Source organism: Muricauda brasiliensis (assembly GCF_003057865.1).
GTDB lineage: Bacteria > Bacteroidota > Bacteroidia > Flavobacteriales > Flavobacteriaceae > Flagellimonas > Flagellimonas chongwuensis.
This window is the reverse complement of record NZ_QBTW01000016.1, coordinates 311,842-329,910: the sequence shown is the minus strand read 5'-3', so window position 1 is coordinate 329,910 and position 18,069 is coordinate 311,842. Positions and strand designations below refer to the sequence as shown.

General features: G+C 46.1%; 13 protein-coding genes. All 13 read right to left on the bottom strand.

The window, feature by feature from the left end; genetic code table 11:
- Positions 1 to 13: 13 nt before the first annotated feature.
- The 13 genes from DCK90_RS13580 to DCK90_RS13515 all read right to left on the bottom strand — a co-directional run bounded on the left by DCK90_RS13580 (position 14) and on the right by DCK90_RS13515 (position 17,990).
- Positions 14 to 2,272 (bottom strand): heavy metal translocating P-type ATPase, encoded by a 2,259-nt coding sequence (locus DCK90_RS13580; RefSeq protein ID WP_108246733.1) that lies wholly within the window; start codon positions 2,270 to 2,272, stop codon positions 14 to 16.
- A gap of 297 nt (positions 2,273 to 2,569) precedes the next feature.
- Entirely contained in the window at positions 2,570 to 2,908 is a 339-nt protein-coding gene (locus DCK90_RS17125) for a DUF305 domain-containing protein (RefSeq protein ID WP_234414759.1), read from the bottom strand.
- A gap of 336 nt (positions 2,909 to 3,244) precedes the next feature.
- On the bottom strand, positions 3,245 to 3,469 hold the full coding sequence (locus tag DCK90_RS13570; RefSeq protein WP_159075844.1) for a heavy-metal-associated domain-containing protein: 225 nt from the start codon (positions 3,467 to 3,469) through the stop codon (positions 3,245 to 3,247).
- A gap of 205 nt (positions 3,470 to 3,674) precedes the next feature.
- The gene (locus tag DCK90_RS13565) at positions 3,675 to 4,262 is read right to left on the bottom strand and encodes a helix-turn-helix domain-containing protein (RefSeq protein WP_036383511.1); all 588 of its coding nucleotides are present in this window, start codon (positions 4,260 to 4,262) and stop codon (positions 3,675 to 3,677) included.
- A gap of 271 nt (positions 4,263 to 4,533) precedes the next feature.
- On the bottom strand, positions 4,534 to 5,235 hold the full coding sequence (locus DCK90_RS13555) for a PepSY domain-containing protein (RefSeq protein ID WP_108246730.1): 702 nt from the start codon (positions 5,233 to 5,235) through the stop codon (positions 4,534 to 4,536).
- Positions 5,235 to 5,732 carry a YybH family protein gene (locus tag DCK90_RS13550; RefSeq protein WP_072882341.1) on the bottom strand — a complete coding sequence of 166 codons (498 nt, stop codon included), beginning with the start codon at positions 5,730 to 5,732 and terminating at the stop codon, positions 5,235 to 5,237. The genes DCK90_RS13555 and DCK90_RS13550 overlap by 1 nt, the downstream gene beginning before the upstream one ends.
- A 340-nt stretch (positions 5,733 to 6,072) precedes the next feature.
- On the bottom strand, positions 6,073 to 6,531 hold the full coding sequence (locus DCK90_RS13545; protein WP_036385864.1) for a heme-binding domain-containing protein: 459 nt from the start codon (positions 6,529 to 6,531) through the stop codon (positions 6,073 to 6,075).
- A complete protein-coding gene (locus DCK90_RS13540) occupies positions 6,532 to 7,161 on the bottom strand; it encodes a DUF3347 domain-containing protein (RefSeq protein WP_072882340.1) in 630 nt (209 codons plus the stop codon).
- Between the two features lie 131 nt (positions 7,162 to 7,292).
- Complete coding sequence (locus DCK90_RS13535) at positions 7,293 to 8,600, bottom strand: APC family permease (protein WP_072882339.1); 1,308 nt, start codon at positions 8,598 to 8,600, stop codon at positions 7,293 to 7,295.
- Positions 8,601 to 11,057: a multicopper oxidase domain-containing protein gene (locus tag DCK90_RS13530; protein ID WP_108246729.1), complete on the bottom strand. Its 2,457-nt coding sequence runs from the start codon at positions 11,055 to 11,057 to the stop codon at positions 8,601 to 8,603. It lies immediately after the preceding gene.
- Positions 11,058 to 11,082: 25 nt separating this feature from the next.
- Positions 11,083 to 12,924, bottom strand: a complete 1,842-nt coding sequence (locus DCK90_RS13525) for an efflux RND transporter periplasmic adaptor subunit (protein WP_108246728.1) — start codon at positions 12,922 to 12,924, stop codon at positions 11,083 to 11,085.
- Between the two features lie 4 nt (positions 12,925 to 12,928).
- On the bottom strand, positions 12,929 to 14,152 hold the full coding sequence (locus DCK90_RS13520; protein ID WP_108246727.1) for a TolC family protein: 1,224 nt from the start codon (positions 14,150 to 14,152) through the stop codon (positions 12,929 to 12,931).
- A 1-nt stretch (position 14,153) separates the two neighbouring features.
- On the bottom strand, positions 14,154 to 17,990 hold the full coding sequence (locus DCK90_RS13515; protein ID WP_108246726.1) for an efflux RND transporter permease subunit: 3,837 nt from the start codon (positions 17,988 to 17,990) through the stop codon (positions 14,154 to 14,156).
- Between the last annotated feature and the right edge of the window lie 79 nt (positions 17,991 to 18,069).

Below are 18,069 nucleotides of genomic sequence, written 5' to 3'. Positions count from 1 at the left end.
AATTAGAAAATTACTATAGTTTAATCGTTTTAAGCCTCAAACTGTTCAATACGACCGATACACTGCTAAAAGCCATAGCGGCACCAGCGATCATCGGATCTAACAAAAATCCATTGATCGGATACAGCAGCCCTGCAGCTATAGGAATTCCAATGATATTGTATATAAAGGCCCAAAAAAGATTTTGCCTTATACCTATAACGGTCTTATGGGAGAGCTTCAACGCTTTGGGAATGGCATTTAAATCAGAGGTGATCAAGGTCATTTTCGCGACATCCATGGCAATGTCGGACCCTTTGCCCATCGCGATACTGACATCTGCTTGGGCAAGTGCCTGCGAATCATTGATACCATCGCCCACCATGGCGACCACCTTTCCACTTTCTTGAAGCCTTTTCACAAAATCAGCTTTCTCTGATGGGAGTACTTCGGCTTCATAGCTTTTGATACCCACCTGTTGTGATACGGCTTCGGCGGTCATCTTGTTATCACCGGTCATCATGTAAACTTCCATACCATTCCCCTGCATTTCCCGTATGGCTTCCTTTGAGGATTCCTTTATACTATCCATAATGGCCAAAATCGCCTTCACCTTGCCTCCACCGCCAAAGTATATGACCGTTTTGGCCTCCTGCTCTAACCCTTCGACCATGTGCCCCAGGTTGTCATCCATGGCGATTCCTTTTTCGACCATCAACTTATGATTGCCCACAAGGTATTGGGTTCCATCCAATGCCTCAGCGCGAACACCTTTTCCTGTAATACTATTGAAGTTCAAAATTTCGACCGGATTTACCTTTCTATTTTTTAAAAAGGAGACCACGGCTTCAGCCAAGGGATGTTCGGACTGTCCTTCCATGGCATATAAAATTTGCTCCAGGGCCCTGTGATCGGTCACATGGTCCGCAAAGACCATATCGGTCACCACAGGCTTTCCTTCAGTTATGGTACCCGTTTTATCCAGGACAATGGCATTCACTTTGTAACCCAACTCCAGGCTTTCCGCATCTTTGATGAGAATATTGTGTTCGGCCCCCTTGCCGATTCCCACCATGATGGCCGTGGGGGTTGCCAAACCCAGCGCACAGGGACAAGCTATTACCAATACGGCAACTGCGGTCAACAGTGCATGGGTAAAAGCGTCCTCACCTCCCAGGAACATCCAGGTGATAAATGTCACCAGTGAAATCGTCATTACCACGAGAACAAAAATACCGGCAATCCTGTCCACCAATTTTTGTACGGGCGCTTTGCTCCCCTGTGCTTCCTGCACCATCTTGATGATCTGGGACAAAAGGGTCTCCCCTCCCACCCGGTCAGCTACAAACTGAAAGCTTCCTTTTTGGTTTACGGTACCGGCAAAAACTTTTTCATCCTTTGTCTTTTCTACAGGGACGGGTTCGCCTGTGATCATACTTTCATCAACATAGGAACTTCCTTTGGACACCGTTCCATCCACAGGGATTTTCTCTCCCGGTCTGACCAATATCGTTTGACCTACCTTGACCGAAGAAATAGGGATTTCCCTTTCCTCCCCATCTGCTATCACCTTTAAGGTCTTGGGCTGCAACCCTATCAATTTCTTTATGGCGGAGGATGTATTTGATTTTGCCTTTTCTTCCAATAATTTCCCCAATGAAATAAAGGTGATGATCACTGTGGCCGCCTCATAATATACATGGGGTTCCATGCCTTTACTGAGCCAAAATTCAGGAAAAAAGGTATTGAATGCACTGAACAAAAAGGCAATGCCCGTACTAAGTGCGACCAAGGTATCCATATTGGCCTTACCGAATCTGGCCTGTTTGAAGGCATTTATGAAAAAGCTTCGGCCAAACCAGAACAGGATAGGAACGGCAAGTACCAACGAAATCCACCTACCCGGGACCCAATCCATAAAAAACATCCCCAGAAGGAAAATGGGAAGTGTCAAAATAGCGGACCAAAGGGTTCGCTTTTTTATGGATACATAATGCTTTTTCGAAAGCTCTTCCTGTACTTCGGTAGGATCCTCGGCATCCACAATTATATCATAACCGATTTGACGTACCGCATTTTGAAGATCGCTTAGGTCCATAGCACTGTCATACTCCACAAGGACCGTACTGTTGGCAAAGTTGACACTGGCATTGTAGACCCCTTCCGTATGGCCCAGCATGGATTCCACGCTGGATGCACAGGCAGCACAGGTCATTCCAGTGACCGGGAAAGATTTTTTTGACACCGTCTTCGCTTTCCTTTCGGTGTCCTCAATAATATCGATTGCATCCATTTTCTACTCCGATTTGTATGGTACAAATTTCAGAATAGACCTAAAATGGACTGTTACGTTATTTACTGAAAGAGTTGTAGAATTTTCCGAAAAATCACCTTTTATCTTTCCTCGTCAAGTACTTAACCTTAATTGGTGAGTGGTTTATAGAATTCGGCAACATCTATGAGATCAGGTTCGCCCACGTCAATCTTTTTTGGAGAATTTGCCCCGATCAGTTTAGAATATATTCGATAGTACAAGCCATTGTAGTGAACTTGGGGCAAAACAAGAACATTGGTTGTAGGTAATCGCCTCTCATTCGGCCAGATTCTTTGTTTCTTCGCTAAGCGATCCCTCGAATTTAGGAATAGGCCGCTTTTCTTTTCCTGCTTCGGTTTCCACTATTCCATTTTCCTTGATGTCGTTTATCAACCACTGCATTTCCATTATCTCCCTGCGTTGTGCCTTGATAATTTCATTGGCAAGCTCCCGTACCCTGACATCTTTTATTTGAGAACGTTCACTGGTCAAAATAGCAATGGAATGATGGGGTATCATTCCTTCCATGTAGTCGACTCCTGATACGGTAACCTGACTCCTGACCAGCCATATCCCACCTGCAATCAACAAAACACCCAAGGCTAATATTGACATGTTCTTGCGTCGGTCTTTATACATCTGTAGCATATATAGCAGCATAATAATGATCATCGATCCCCCCATGATCAAAGTCATGAAAAATCTAGTCTCACTATACCAAAAGTGATCAATGATTTGATATGAGTGGGTGTACATTAAAAAAAACATGGCGACCATTGAAGTACCAATCATCGCAAAAAACTTTAAATAATTATTGGATTTCCTTTGACTATCTTCCATTGTGCAAATTTTATCTGGTTATTGTGATTATTCCTTGACTTTCGAGTATTGTATTGTTCCATTCCAATTGTAGGCCTGACAATTTACCTGTCCCAGTGATCGTATATCGGTTCAATTGGCTTTGTTCATCGCTTGTATTCTATATTGACCCCCCTTATTTTCCAATGCCTTTTGTAGATTTTCAAGGGGGACCTCAAATTGCGACTCCACTGTAGCTTCTGCGTTTTTAAGATCGACCGCTACATCGGCTACACCGGCCACATTGAAAAGAGCTTCTTCAACGTGCCCCCTACAGCCATCACAAGTCATTCCTTCTATTTGGTATCTTCTTTTCATGTTGTAATCATTTTTTATTTTAACAATTTTACACCCTAGAATCAACAATGTTGGTTCCAACACGTATGGGAAAAGTAACACTTTCTGTATAAGGGCGTTGTTTGAAAAAAAACAAACCTTGACCCATTTGCGAAGAAAGGTGTTTTTTAAATAGCGTTTAGGAGGCTGGTTCCTTGGAAAGGTATTGCGCCTTTAATGGTAGAGGTTAAATATCATCAAGCGATATTCTATTTTGTATGGCACTTTTCTTAAATTGTGTAGGTGTCATTCCAGTAACTTTTTTAAATTGGTTGCTTAAATAGGCAACGCTGCTATAGTCCAATTGAAACGCTATTTCCTTTAAGCCCAATTCGTCATAAACAAGAAACTCTTTGATCTTTTCAATCTTTTGGTTGATGATATATTGCTCCAGGGTAATGCTTTCCACCGCGGAAAACAGCGAACTAAGATACTTATAGTCAAGATGCAATCCATCGGAAAGGTATTCGGGCCATTTGACCTTTTCCATGGGCCCGGTGTAGTGTATCGCCTCAATCACTAGGTTTTTGATCTGTTCTATCAACTGACCTTTACGATCGTTGATGATCGTAAATCCAATTTTCTCAAGTCGTTCGTTGAGACCTTCCCGTTTTTCAGGCGTGATTTTCCCATTGAGGGTTATTTCACCCAACGACACATTCATATAGGGAATGCCCTCATCGTCCAAAATACCTTTGACGGCCATGATGCATCTCGGACAGACCATGTTTTTGATGTACAACACATCTTTCGATTTACTGGACCCAACTTCCATATCATGCAGTGAATTTCCACAGGGCCTTCAAAAAAATGACGACCACTGCCAATATAACGATCAATATCAAGGCCAATATGCCAAGGATTTTCATTCTTTTTTCCTTTCTTTTCTTGGCCGGATCCCGTTTCCTTTTCGCCAGCCCCCTTTTTTTCTTTCGTCTTTGCCTCCTAAGTTCGCTCATTTTTCCCAAAATGGTTCAACTGGCACAATAGTCAACTATTTGCTCCTAAGGAGTCCTTTGCCAAATAAGTATGTCAATGTGTTTGAACTATCGCCTTTTCCATAATTTTCTGATCGTTGGTGAGCTGACATACCACAACAAGAATCCGCTCAAAACGGTAATCAATCCCATCAGGGAAAAAATCCGTAAAACCATGGTGTTAAAATCGTCCCGTCCCTGATAGTCCATGGTATGGGTCATCCACAAAAAATCGAACCATCTCCAGGACCGATGCCTTACACGTTGAAACGACCCATCGGTCTCTGAGACATACGCTTTAAGGTTTTCATCCGTTTCATAGGTGATCACATAGGCAGGTAATGGACGTCCACGATACTCGTGCTGCCCACCTGTTTGGGTGAGTCTTTCAACACTTTTGACCTTAAGTTCGGGCAACATATACTGTGAAGCAACGGCCAAGGCCTGTTGTTCATCGATACCCTTTTTGATCTCCCCCGTTTGTGCATCCATCAAAACCCCACCATTGATCCAATAATAGGGACTCCCCCCTATATTTCTCATTTCCAAAGATTTGATTTTAACGTTCCCGTGTCCATTGGGAGCAATTAAATTCCCAAATTCTGACTGGTCCGGATGCTCCTTGATGAATTGATCTCCATGGATCTCGTCAATGTCCGTCCAACTAAAATATAGTCCACTGATGGTCCACATTAGGAACTGGATCCCAATAAATAGGCCAAGATATCTATGTATCTTTCTGACCTTCATCGATGTTTTTCTTCCGACCATTAGTTCTTCCCGTTGTTCCGTGAGGAGTTATGCATCTTTACAATTTTCCAATCCCCATCCGTTTTTTTAAGGATGGTGGTGGCAACCCCTTTTCTGCTGATCGTTTTGCCCTCACCTCCATTTTCCGATTTTAGGCCAATGGTATAGACATAGCTTTCCGTAGTAAAGGCAAAGGGTAGCTCCACCTTCACTTCAATGGTATAATCCGAGAACCTAAAACTGTTGAAATGTCCAAGTTCTGGACCTATATGATGGTCGTGATAATGTTGATAGGTGCCTTCCACGCCCCCGGATTCAAAAACTTCGGAATCTTCCGCAAAAAGCTCCAAGGTACCTTCCGTGGTCAAGTTTTGCAGTGCTTCTTTATAGCTTTCCAAAATCCTCAGCACAGCGGCCCTGTCCTGGTCTAGGTTTTCCTTGTTAGGGTTTGTTTGGCCAAAGCTTGTCCCTGTGAGAAATACGGCCATTAGAAAAATCTGTAAAGTAATACGTTTCATTGGTTTGTTTTAGCATTGTTTAGGTTAGTATATATTGTATGATAAAGGCTCCCAGGACAATCGAAATGACGATCCCATACAGGATATGGGCCAACCATTTTTTTAAAATGGCCTTTTTCGGCTGCACAGGTCCATTGTCACGACAACAATCTTTCATCCTTTTTTTCCATTAGTGCCTGACAAGGGAAGGGAACGATTAACTAACTAACTCACCAACCAATCAACTTTGGGTGTTCCCCTCCCTTTCAGGACTTTATTTCCTCATTCATAGTAACCGGACATGACCAACAACAATAGCAATATCGTTTGTCCCGGTTTTAGGGTAATTTCCATGTCATTTTCAATTATCCAATTCTTCCATTAGATCATTTACCAAGGTCAATATCCGTTCTTTCTCTTCCACCGATAATTTTGCATCCTTATGGATCAGGGTATAGGAAGATAGGGGCATCTTATCGTCTTCGATCTGACTTGCGATGGACTTTAGTTTGCTCCTTTTTCTTCGATCCGAATAGTCGCCCCATTCATTGAAATTGAGTTCTTCCTTTCCCTCTTTGATGTGTTCTTCCAAAAACCAGGCGATGGGTTGGACCTTATTGTACCACGGGTATTGGGTGTTGTTACTGTGGCAATCATAGCAAGATACCCGCAAATCGTGTTCGATATCCTTGGCAACCTGGTTCACCGACATGAAGTCCGTATCGGGAACCACATCGCTCAAGTTGGGATCTGTGGGCACAAACTGGATGCCCACAAATCCCAACAGCACTACCAATACTATGATTTTCAGTACTTTCATTTAATTGATTTCCTTTTGCACCTTACCACAGGTCAACATCTTACTTCCAAAAAATGGATTCTGGATTTCGCTGCTTGCGCTGAGCCACGTTCCTCCTTGGTTGTTGTTGTACATGGGGCAGAATTGTTGGTACAAGGTTTTGGAAGTCCCGGTTATGGCAATAAAATCGACCATATCCTTGCCCAGTCCCTCAAAGTGTTCCCGTTGGTGACCGATATCACTTTTGGCGATATGCTCCCCATGTTCCTTGGCCACTTCAATGATATCGGACAGCTCCTTCTGTTGCTGTTCATCGTATCCGCTGATATCAAAGCTGCCCAAGGCACTGGCCAAGGCTTGGCCCGATTTGGCCGCTTCATCCTTATTGTCCGCCACCAGGGCATCCTTCAGTTGGAGGTAGCTATCGATCACAGATGTGCCCTGTGCATCGGACGAACCCATATCATGGTCCATGGTCCCGTGGTCCATTTCCCCCGCAGAGCTCTCATGGTGATGGCCCTCTTCCGTTCCCATCTCCATATGGGCTCCTTCCTTGTCATTTGTTTCCTTCTTACCGTCCTTACAGGAAATCACGGTAACGGTCAATAGCGCAATGGCAATTGTACTTAATGTAACTGTTGTTCTTTTCATTGTAATTGATTTTAAGATTAATTCCTCATTTTGATTGCCCGGGGTCGGCATATTTGTATTATCCCCCATTATTGTTACTATTTTAATTTTTTCATCTAATTTTCCATTTCTCTCACGCAGGCACTCTACCCTTATTCTTCCTCGACCGTACGCTTTTTCCCCAAAAACAATCGTTCCCCGAAAAAAATAAGCACCATCAATACCAGGGCAACAATGACCACCAAAAGATCACTACCGGCCTTTGACCAAATAAAGGCGCCCAACACCAGTACATCCAGCACAAGGGCCGTAATGAGGATAATGGGATTTGCACCGATTTCCTTTCGTAGATTGTTTAGGACCCCCCAATGGATCCCGATATCCATGATCAAATAAAAGATGGCCCCCAATGCAGCGATCCGGCTCAGATCGAACAACACGGTGAGCCCTATGGCAATCACCACGGTATACACCAACATATGTTTCTGTATGTCCCCGGGCATCCCAAAATGTCGATGTGGTATCAATTCCTTTTCAGTGAGCATGGTGGTCATCCGGGAAACGGCAAAAATGCTGGCAACGACCCCGGAAACGGTGGATATGATCGCCAGACCAACGGTGAACCAGACCCCATATTTTCCAAAAGCGGGTCTGGATGCCTCGGCCAGCGAATAGTCCTTGGCCGCAATGATTTCCTGGATGGAAAGATTGGAAGAGACCGCAAATGCCACCATGAGATAGACCAGGGTACATATCACCAAAGAAATGACAATGGCCCGTCCCACGTTACGTTTGGGATCGACGATCTCATCCCCGCTATTGGTAATGGTGGTAAAACCCTTATAGGCCAATATCGACAGTGCCAATGCCCCCAAATAATCCACCAGGGAATGCTCGGTCAAGGACTGGGAAGGAACGACCTGATCAAAGGTAAATCCAGCTGCCCAAAGGCCACCAATGGCAAAAACCGCTATCCCGCCGATTTTTAGTATGGCCATGACCAAGGACGACCTCCCGATCGCTTTGTTTCCCATCACATTGACAATAAAGGCTGTGATCAACAACAATACCCCAAGGATCGGGGGCCAGAATGCTTTGGACTCCACATCAAAAAGCTCCAATACGTAGGTACCGAACGTCCGGGCCACCAAACTCTCATTGATGACCATGGAAAGAGCCATCAGCAGTGCACCGGTAGCGGTCCAGGCCGTTTTACCGTATACCTTTTTGAGGTACATGCCAATGCCCCCGGCAGAGGGGTAGGTGTTGGACATTTTGACATAGGTATAGGAACTGAAACCTGAGATGACTGCCCCGATTAAAAAAGCAAAGGGAAACCATTGGCCGGAGAGTTCGGCAACCTGACCCAAGAGCGCAAAAATTCCCGCACCGATCATCACACCAGTTCCCAAAGCAACGGTATTGGTCAGACTCAGGCTATTTTTTTTGTATTCTGCCATTTAAAAACGGGCTAGCAGGCCTCCGCCCCAACCATATCGGTTGTTATAGTTGGCCTGGATTGAAAAATTACGTGAAAGGATATAGGAGGCCCCTACCAGCCATTGGGTCTCACTTTCATAGGATGAATTCCCCAAATCGTTGACCCATCCAAAATCGGCCCGAAATTCATATTCCCCCTCGAGGAAAATCCTTGGAAAAAGCAATAGTTCCCTATCCAACCTTATTCTTGGACGCAGCTGGTGGTCCATACTCACATCCATATTAAAGCGGTATGGGGTAAAATACTTGACCCCTATCAGTCCCACTGTATTGAAGCGGTCATAGGAATCAGGGATGGAGGTTTCCGTGTTCACCCCTGCATAGACCCGTACCCAGTCATTGAGATACCTGTTATAATTGAATTCCACCTCGGTATTTTGGTCGTAGTCAAATTCTGCCCGTACCCCAAATTCATTCCTGATATTACTTGAAACAAGGAAGAGTTCATTAAAATTGGAACCCAATCTGGCAGCACCCCAAGCATAATAATGGTCAGTTTCATCTACCAACTTTTGAACAGGAAAATCCTTCATCCTCACATCCCTTGGGGTATCATAACTGAAAACCCGGGCCATGCCCCCCATCATGTGATAGAGGATATGACAGTGGAAAAACCAATCCCCGTACTCTTCATTATAAAATTCGATGACCACTTTCTGCATGGGCGGCACATTGACCGTATGTTTCAAGGGTGACTTTTCACCATTCTCATTGATGACCCTGAAATAATGCCCATGGAGGTGCATCGGATGGTGCATCATGGTCAGGTTGTTGAGGGTGATCCGGGTTACTTCCCCACCTTTGATCTTGATCTTATCGGTTTCTGAAAGTGGCACACCGTTCATACTCCAGATATACCGTTGCATATTTCCCGTCAGGTTCAACAGAATGTCATTGACGGGCAGATCGGCATTATAGGTAGTACTTTCCTTTGCTTTTAAGAAATCATAGTTGAAATATGTTTTACGGGTATCGTAATCAAAAGCTGAAGTGTCTTTCTGCATCATTGGCATATTCTGAACCATAGGGTCTTCCATCTTATCCTTATGTCCGGTGGATTTCATTGACGTTGAATCCTTTTCCATTCCTGCCATATCCCCCATCTTTTTATCCATCTCCATGTGCCTATGATCTTCATTCGCATTCATAGGCCTTTTATCATCCATCTTCGCAATGGGTTTATCCTTTTGACCGCTCATTTCGGTCTTATCCATCGACATCCCATTGTGCATACCCATATCCATGCTGCCATCCTTCATGTCCATCTGCATCCCATACTTTTGCATCAAATATTCGGGTGTATTTTTCTTCTTGTTGCCGGCCATTGCCGGAGCTCCCATTTTCATGTCCATTTGGGCCATTTGTTTCATCATCGCCACTTTGTCGGGCCTATCGATGATCGTTGCGGGAAAAAGCGTTCCCTGCCCTAAATGCAACGAGGTATGCCCGGAGCCGTCCTGTGCCGTGGCCGTTACCTCCAAAGTGCCTTCAGGAACGGTCACGATGACATCATAGGTCTCGGCAATGCCAAAAAGAAAACGACTTTTGGAAACAGGCTCCACATCGACACCATCCCCGGAAACCACCATGGGGTTACCGCCACCGAAATCCATCCAATAATAGGTGGAGGCAGAGGCATTGATGAACCGGAGCCGCACTTTTTCCCCTGGTTTGAAATCAGGGTATTCGGCCAATGTTTTCCCATTGGTCAAAAATGCGGGGTAGTAGATATCCGCAATATCCGCTCCCTCCATACGATCTCGCCAAAATTTGAGCTGTGCACCTAGTGCACCTTCCTTGATGACCCTGCTCAAGGGCACCGCGGTCCCTTTTTTGACCTGGTACCACTCGTTTCCCCGTTTAAGGTTTCGGAGCACGTTCATGGCCTTTTCGTTCGTCCAATCGGAAAGCACCACGACCAAATCCTTATCGTAGTCCAACGTCTTTTCCTTGGGATGGATCAATATCGAGCCATACACCCCCTTTTGCTCTTGTAGCATGGTGTGGGAATGGTACCAATAGGTACCTGATTGGTTGATCGGAATCCGATATTGGAAAGTTGTGCCAGGTTCTATGGGCGGTGTGGTCAAATAGGGGACCCCGTCATAAAAATTGGGCAAGATCAATCCATGCCAGTGTACGGAGGTTTCCACATCCATCTTATTGGTCACGTTGATCAGGGCGAGGTCACCCTCGTTGAATTCCAAGACCGGTCCCGGAATACTTCCGTTGATGGTCATTGCATCGGCAGTGACCCCACCGAGGGTCAATTTGTTCTGTTCCAGTACAAGATTGTATTCCCGAACGGGTCTACCTTCCTCTTTTCTGTCCTCACCATTTGTCCCCACTTGCCCAAAAACATGGGTCGTCAAGGCAGTTAGGACAAAAAACAAGATTTTAGATTTCAATATTTTCATCATTCATTCATTTACATTTGTTCAATTACATTTCATCGGTGATTTCACCGCAGGTCAACATAGCCTCTCCGAAATAGGGGTTTTTGATCTCTTTGGTCGTACTCAACCAATAGGCACCTTTGTTGTTATCGGCCATCGGGCAAAACTGTTCGTATATCTTTTGATCCACCCCAAAAAGCTTGATACCATTGGATAAATGGGCGGACAGCTGTTTAAAATGGTTGCGTTGCACCTTGACATCCGATATCTTTGAAATGGAATTCGCCGAACTGGAGATTTCCTTCGATATCGTCATCCAATGGCCGTGCGCCTTCTTGTCCGTCAATTGTTTCATATCCACATGTTCCAAGGCCGACAACACTTTTTTTGCAGCGGCATTTGCCTTGGTACCATTATCATTGACAAGGGCATCCTTTAACTCCAAGTAGGCGCTCAACACCTGTTTCAATTGGTTTTTAAAAGTCGCTGTCGCCGTCATTCGCTGGTTCATATCGGAATGGTCTATTTTGTTTTCCAAGCCGGGATCCCCCATATCCATTTCCGAATGATCGCTACCGCCAGTACCCTTGTCATCCCCCATCTTCATGCCTCCGTGGTTATGTCCCGTCATGGCGGGCCCGCCCTCAGGATTCATCATGCTCGGTTTCCCGGCCAATTGGGCCGCCGCGTCAATACTGAAGGTCCCGTTTACCGCGATCTCATCCCCTTCCTGCAGCCCCTCCTTCACAATGAACCCATTTCCCAATGATGGTCCCAAGGTGACATCGCGCAACACAAAATTCACCCCATTGGATGTGGTATTCTTGATGTATACCACAGAACGTTCCCCGGTCCACATCACTGCCGACTTAGGAATGGTTATCGCTTCTGATGCAATGGGCTGTTTTGCTTTCACGGTTCCGGAAGCGAACATTTCCGGCTTTAACCTTAAACCGGCGTTCCCGATCTCGATTCTGGCCTTGGCAACCCTAGTCATGGGATTGATCACCGGGTCGATATAGGAAATCCTGCCTTTGAAGTTTTCGCCCGGGAGGGAGGGTATGGTAAAGACCACTTCGTCGCCTTTTCTTACCCAGGGCATGTCGGACTCATAAATATCGAACAGTACCCAAACGCTGTTCAGGTTGGCAATTTGATATAATGCCTTGCCCTTGTTGACATAGTCGCCAAGGTTTACCATTTTTTCGGTAACGTAGCCTGAAACATCGGCATGTATCGGCAATTCCTCCTTAACGGTTCCGGATTGAAGTATCTGTGCGATTTGGTTGTCGGAAAGCTTCCAATTTTTTAATTTTTCCTTGGCGGCATTAAAAAACTGCGGTTGGGTGTCCGCCACCTTTCTTGCTTCAAAAAGTTCCTCTTGGGCAGTGACCAGGTCAGGGGAATAAATATAGGCGATGATCTGCCCCTGCTTGATGTACTCCCCTGTAAAATTGACCATTAGCCGTTCCACCCTCCCGGGAATATGGGAAGATTGGGAATAGATCGATCGTTCATCCGCTTCCACCTTGCCATTAAGATCGATCAATTTGACCGGGGCGGTCTTGCCCACGATTTCCGTAGAGACATTGGCAAGCTGCATGGCAGTTTTCGACATGCTTACGGCCATAGGGTCCAGTTCCGAACCGTTATCACTTTCCAAAGGGATCAAGTCCATCCCACAAATGGGGCAATCTCCTGGTTCCGGCTGTCTGATCTGCGGATGCATCGAGCAGGTCCAAGTGGTTTCTTCCGATACTTCCGAAGCATGTTGGTGTTCCTCCGTGGCATTGCCCTTCGAGCCTCCGAACAATAGCCAACCCAGCAAAAGTCCAAGAACCAGGGTGGACAAGGCTATTTTTACTATTTTTTGTGTTTCTGATTTCATCTTATTATTTTTTTGCCGTGATATAGTTAAACTTGGCCAACGCTATTTCATACTGCGTCAATGCGCTTATTTTCAATTTAGTATACTTCAACAACTGTTGCTGCATTCGCAACACCTCCTCGAAGTCCTTCCCGGAATTCCCATAGGCTGTGAACAACAGATTGAGTGCTTGTTCCGATTCCATGATCTGTTCATCAAAGAGGGAAATCAGATCGGTCTGTTGCCTTATGTCAAAAACGGCCATTTCATAATTGGTCTTCAATGTATTGGTGATTTCCTTTTTTTGCAGGGAATAACTTTCCTGCATCAATTGGGCCTCTTTTTCGGCTGCCCTGTACTTACCCCTGAATAGGGGCAGGCTCAACGTAAGCATGGGCATCAATACATCCTTGCCGTTATCGGGAACCACCATGTCCGTTCGCTCATCGACCATTACATAGTCCAGTCCGATCCCGACTTTTGGCAAGCCTTGTTTAAGGGCTGCCCTTTCAGAGGCCTCTGCTGCCTTGACCTTTAATTCCAGGGAATTCAAGAGCGGATGGTCCACCACCAAGGAATCTTTTGTGTAATCAATGGGCAGTACATTGACCCCAAAGGCCTCAGGGATGTTTATTTGTTCATCTTCCTTACGATCCAATAGTTTATTGAAGGACGCCAGAAGGGGGATTTCCTTATGTTTAAGGATACCCAGATTCGTCCGGGCTTCCTTTAAAAGCACGTCCACCCTTAAGACATCGACCAATGATCCCAGGCCGTTTTTAAATTTCGTATTGGAAACCGTCTTGTAGGATTCCAGGATGGCGATGTTGTCCTCTTCGATCCGTACCCACTCCTTAAGTTCGTACAATGGAAAATAAGCTGCCGAAACCTCGTAATAAAGTTTGTTCCTGGCATCCAAAAAAGACTGGTACTTGGCCTCTGCCATAAGTGCAGCGGCATCACCTTGGGCCTTTAAGGTTCCAAACCAAGGAAACATCTGGGTCAGTGAAAACCTTGCCTTTTGGGGCCCTACCCGGGTTTCGACCGGGGAGATGAAGTACCCAAAGGACAGGTTTGGATCTGGTAAAGCCTTCACCTGCGGTACCTTTTGTAACGCCGCCTCAAAATCTTTGTACTGTGAAAGCAGCCCCGGGTTGTTCCCAGCAGCAATCTCAAAGTAGTCCTCCAAGGTCTGGCCATTGGATAGGATACTTGTCAAGATAAATATAATGGTCACTACCTTTTTCATTTTACTGTATTTTTTTCAATGCTTTGTTGCGATTTTTAATGACTGTTTCCCTCCAATAGGCTTGGAGTACCGGGACCACGAACATGGTCATGATCTGTATGGTCATTCCCCCAAAAGTCGGGATGGCCATGGGAATCATGATATCGGCCCCTTTTCCGGTCGAGGTGAGTATTGGTAAAAGGGCGATAATGGCCACTGCGGCCGTCATCATGGCGGGACGAACCCTTTTTTTCCCTGCCTCCAGAACCGCCGCTCTCACATCCGGTACGGTTTGAGGGTTCTTTTCCTCGAAAACCTGGTGGATGTACGTACCCATGATGACACCGTCATCGGTGGCAATACCGAAAAGCGCGATAAATCCTACCCAAACCGCAACGCTTAAGTTGATCGTGTGCATTTGGAACAGATCGCGCATGTTGACCCCTGCAATGGCAAAATTCATGAACCAATCCTGACCATAGAGCCAGAGCATTATGAAACCTCCCGCAAAAGCAACAAAAACGCCTGAAAAATGGATGGAGGATGCGATGACCGTCTTGAACTGAAAAAACAGGAGCAAGAAAATCACGATCAAACTGATCGGTATGACAATGGACAGTCTTTTCACTGCCCTGATTTGGTTCTCATAACTCCCAGAAAACTTATAGCTTATTCCGGCGGGAACCGTTAATTCCCCTGCATCGATTTTTTTCTGGATGGCTTCCTGGGCATCGTTCACCACATCGACTTCCGCAAAACCGTCCCGTTTATCAAAAAGCACATAGCCCACCAAAAAGGTGTTTTCGCTCTTGATGGCCTGAGGCCCGCGGACATATTCAAAATCCACCACTTGGGATAAGGGAATTTGCGCCCCTACCGGTGTGGGAATCAAAATTTTCTTCAACGATTCCGGGTCGTCCCTCAATTCCCTCGGGTAGCGCACCCGCACGGGAAAACGTTCCCTTCCCTCAACGGTGGAGGTGATCTTCATCCCACCGATCGCTGTTTCGATGCTTTGCTGCACATCTTCAATGTTCAAACCATATCGGGATATCCCGTCCCTGTTGATATTGAGGTGCAAATAAGGTTTGCCGACTATTCTATCGGCGAATGCGGCTTCTGCCTTGACCGAGGGCACTTCCTTCAAGATACCTTCCAATTGCATCCCAAAATCCTCGATGGTCTTCAAATCGGGCCCAAAAACCTTGATCCCCATGGGAGCGCGCATTCCGGTCTGCAGCATCACCAACCGGGTTTCAATGGGCTGTAATTTGGGAGCAGAGGTTATGCCCGGGATCTTGGTGACCTTTACGATCTCATCCCAGATATCGTTGGGGGATTTGATATGGGGCCTCCAGTTTCGGAAAAACTCACCGTCCTCATCCACGATCAGGTCCTTCTCGGCAATCCCTCGCTGCAAGGCCTCCTCATTGGTCAAAGTGTCTTTATGCTGGGTAATGAACCTGTCCTTTCGATCTACTTTATAACGGACCCTATGTCCGTCTTCATTCACAATGAATTCAGGTTTATAGTTGATGATGTTCTCATACATGGAAATGGGTGCAGGGTCCAGTGCGGATTCAACGCGACCGAGTTTACCGACAACCAAGTCCACTTCGGGTATGCTTCCCAAGAGCATATCCAACTGTCCAACCACCCTTTTGTTGTATTCCACCCCTGAATGCGGCATGGATGTCGGCATCAACAGGAACGAACCTTCATTGAGCGATGGCATGAACTCGGACCCTATTCCCGGGAATCTCTTGGAAGCTGCCTGCCATCCCGAGGTCTGTCTGACACTTTTCCAACCTACCGATTCAAAGCCTTTGGCCACGATTCCAAAGGTGCTATCGAACCCCAGCCAAACCAATACCCCAAAAAACAGGGTCACGAATGGGATGAGCATGAACTTTCCCTTGTTTTCCAGACACCACTTTAGGACCGGGGTATAGAAATGTACGATTCCCATCAAAGCGGCCAGGATAATGCCCACTAGGAACAACACAAAAAAGTAGTTGACCACAATACCGTTTTGGGGTCCCAAGGGCATCCATTCCTCGGTCAGGAAGAACGAGGCGATAAAAACGGTCAATCCCAAATTGATATAGTTGGGAAACGATTTATAGTGCTCCGGCCATTTGGGTTCCATCAAATTGTTCAACCCAATGAGTGAAATGACCAATGGCAACCACATCTGGGCATAGAATGCAAAGATAAGCCCAGTGGATATCAATAGAATGGACCAAAATCGTCGCACCCGTTTCTTGTCATAATCCACCCCCAGTACAAAATGGGCCAAGGCAGGCAGTACAACGATTCCCAGTACAAAGGCGCTCAACAGGGCGAAGGTCTTGGTAAAGGCCAAGGGCCTAAATAACTTGCCTTCTGCCGATTGCATGGCAAAGACAGGCACAAAGCTCACGACAGTGGTCGCCAATGCGGTGGTAATTGCCGAGGCCACTTCCACGGTGGCCCTATATATTACCTGAATGAGTTCCTTGCCCTTGGCACCATGGTTCTCGGGCATTTCCAAATGTCGGATAATGTTCTCGACGAACACGATCCCCACGTCCACCATCACCCCTATGGCAATGGCTATTCCGGAAAGCGCGACCACATTGGCATCTACCCCGGCATATTGCATGACAATAAAGGTCATTAGCACCCCGACGGGCAATAGACTGGATATGATCACAGAGGCCCTCAAGTTGAGGACAAGTACCAGTACAACGATGATGCTGATCAGTATTTCGTGGGACAGGGCATTTTCCAAAGTGCCTATGGTCTCGTGGATGAGCTGTGTCCGGTCATAAAACGGGACCACGGTCAATTGGCTTTCCACACCATTGGCCAAGGTCTTTTTAGGTAAGCCGGGCGCGATTTCCTTGATCTTGTCCTTCACATTGTTGATGACCGCCAAGGGATTGGAACCATAACGGGCGACCACGACGCCACCTACCACTTCGGCGCCCCCTTTATCGAGCACGCCCCTTCGTGTGGCCGGTCCCAAGCTGACCACCCCAATATCCTTGATCCGAACCGGGACATTGTCAAAGACGGCAACCACGGCCTTTTCTATGTCTTCCGTATTTTTGACATATCCCAAGCCCCTGACCAAATATTCTGCTTGATTGACTTCAATGGTCTTGGCGCCCACATCCCTGTTCGACTTCCGTACGGCCTCCATGACCTTGTATAAGGGGATATTATAGGCCTTTAGGGCATCCGGATTTACATCCACTTGATATTCTTGGACATAACCCCCGATCGAAGCCACTTCGGACACCCCGTCCACGGCATTCAATCCATATTTCACATAAAAATCCTGGGCGGTCCGTATCTCGTGCAGATCCCATCCTCCCGTAGGATTGCCATCCTTGTCCCTTCCTTCCAAGGTATACCAATATACCTGTCCCAATGCCGTGGCGTCGGGACCCAAAGTCGGGGTAACACCATCGGGCAGCAGACCCGTGGGAAGTGAATTCAATTTTTCCAGGATCCGGGAACGCGACCAATAAAATTCCACATCATCATCAAAAATGATATAGATACTGGAAAATCCAAAGATGGATGAACTACGGATTGTTTTCACTCCTGGAATCCCCAGTAAATAGGTCGTCATTGGATAAGAAATCTGATCCTCGATATCTTGTGGCGAACGTCCGGGCCATTGCGTGAAAACAATTTGCTGGTTTTCCCCAATATCGGGAATGGCATCCACGGGCACCGGATCTTTGGGCAAAAAGCCCGTATTCCAATTGAAGGGGGAAGTGACAATCCCCCAGGTAACCAACATTATTAAAACGAGAACGGTCACCAGTTTGTTCTCTAAAAAGTATTTTATGATTTTATTGAGCATATCATGAGTTTATTGTGTTGGAAATAGTGAAATTGTTCCAAAGGCAATAAATACCTAGGGCCATGCCAAAAACCATAGC

Excerpts from the sequence above, each read along its gene's own strand:
- DCK90_RS13580 (WP_108246733.1), bottom strand. The coding sequence starts at position 2,272 with ATGGATGCAATCGATATTATTGAGGACACCGAAAGGAAAGCGAAGACG.
- DCK90_RS17125 (WP_234414759.1), bottom strand. The coding sequence starts at position 2,908 with ATGTCAATATTAGCCTTGGGTGTTTTGTTGATTGCAGGTGGGATATGG.
- DCK90_RS13570 (WP_159075844.1), bottom strand. The coding sequence starts at position 3,469 with ATGAAAAGAAGATACCAAATAGAAGGAATGACTTGTGATGGCTGTAGG.
- DCK90_RS13565 (WP_036383511.1), bottom strand. The coding sequence starts at position 4,262 with ATGGAAGTTGGGTCCAGTAAATCGAAAGATGTGTTGTACATCAAAAAC.
- DCK90_RS13555 (WP_108246730.1), bottom strand. The coding sequence starts at position 5,235 with ATGGTCGGAAGAAAAACATCGATGAAGGTCAGAAAGATACATAGATAT.
- DCK90_RS13550 (WP_072882341.1), bottom strand. The coding sequence starts at position 5,732 with ATGAAACGTATTACTTTACAGATTTTTCTAATGGCCGTATTTCTCACA.
- DCK90_RS13545 (WP_036385864.1), bottom strand. The coding sequence starts at position 6,531 with ATGAAAGTACTGAAAATCATAGTATTGGTAGTGCTGTTGGGATTTGTG.
- DCK90_RS13540 (WP_072882340.1), bottom strand. The coding sequence starts at position 7,161 with ATGAAAAGAACAACAGTTACATTAAGTACAATTGCCATTGCGCTATTG.
- DCK90_RS13535 (WP_072882339.1), bottom strand. The coding sequence starts at position 8,600 with ATGGCAGAATACAAAAAAAATAGCCTGAGTCTGACCAATACCGTTGCT.
- DCK90_RS13530 (WP_108246729.1), bottom strand. The coding sequence starts at position 11,057 with ATGAAAATATTGAAATCTAAAATCTTGTTTTTTGTCCTAACTGCCTTG.
- DCK90_RS13525 (WP_108246728.1), bottom strand. The coding sequence starts at position 12,924 with ATGAAATCAGAAACACAAAAAATAGTAAAAATAGCCTTGTCCACCCTG.
- DCK90_RS13520 (WP_108246727.1), bottom strand. The coding sequence starts at position 14,152 with ATGAAAAAGGTAGTGACCATTATATTTATCTTGACAAGTATCCTATCC.
- DCK90_RS13515 (WP_108246726.1), bottom strand. The coding sequence starts at position 17,990 with ATGCTCAATAAAATCATAAAATACTTTTTAGAGAACAAACTGGTGACC.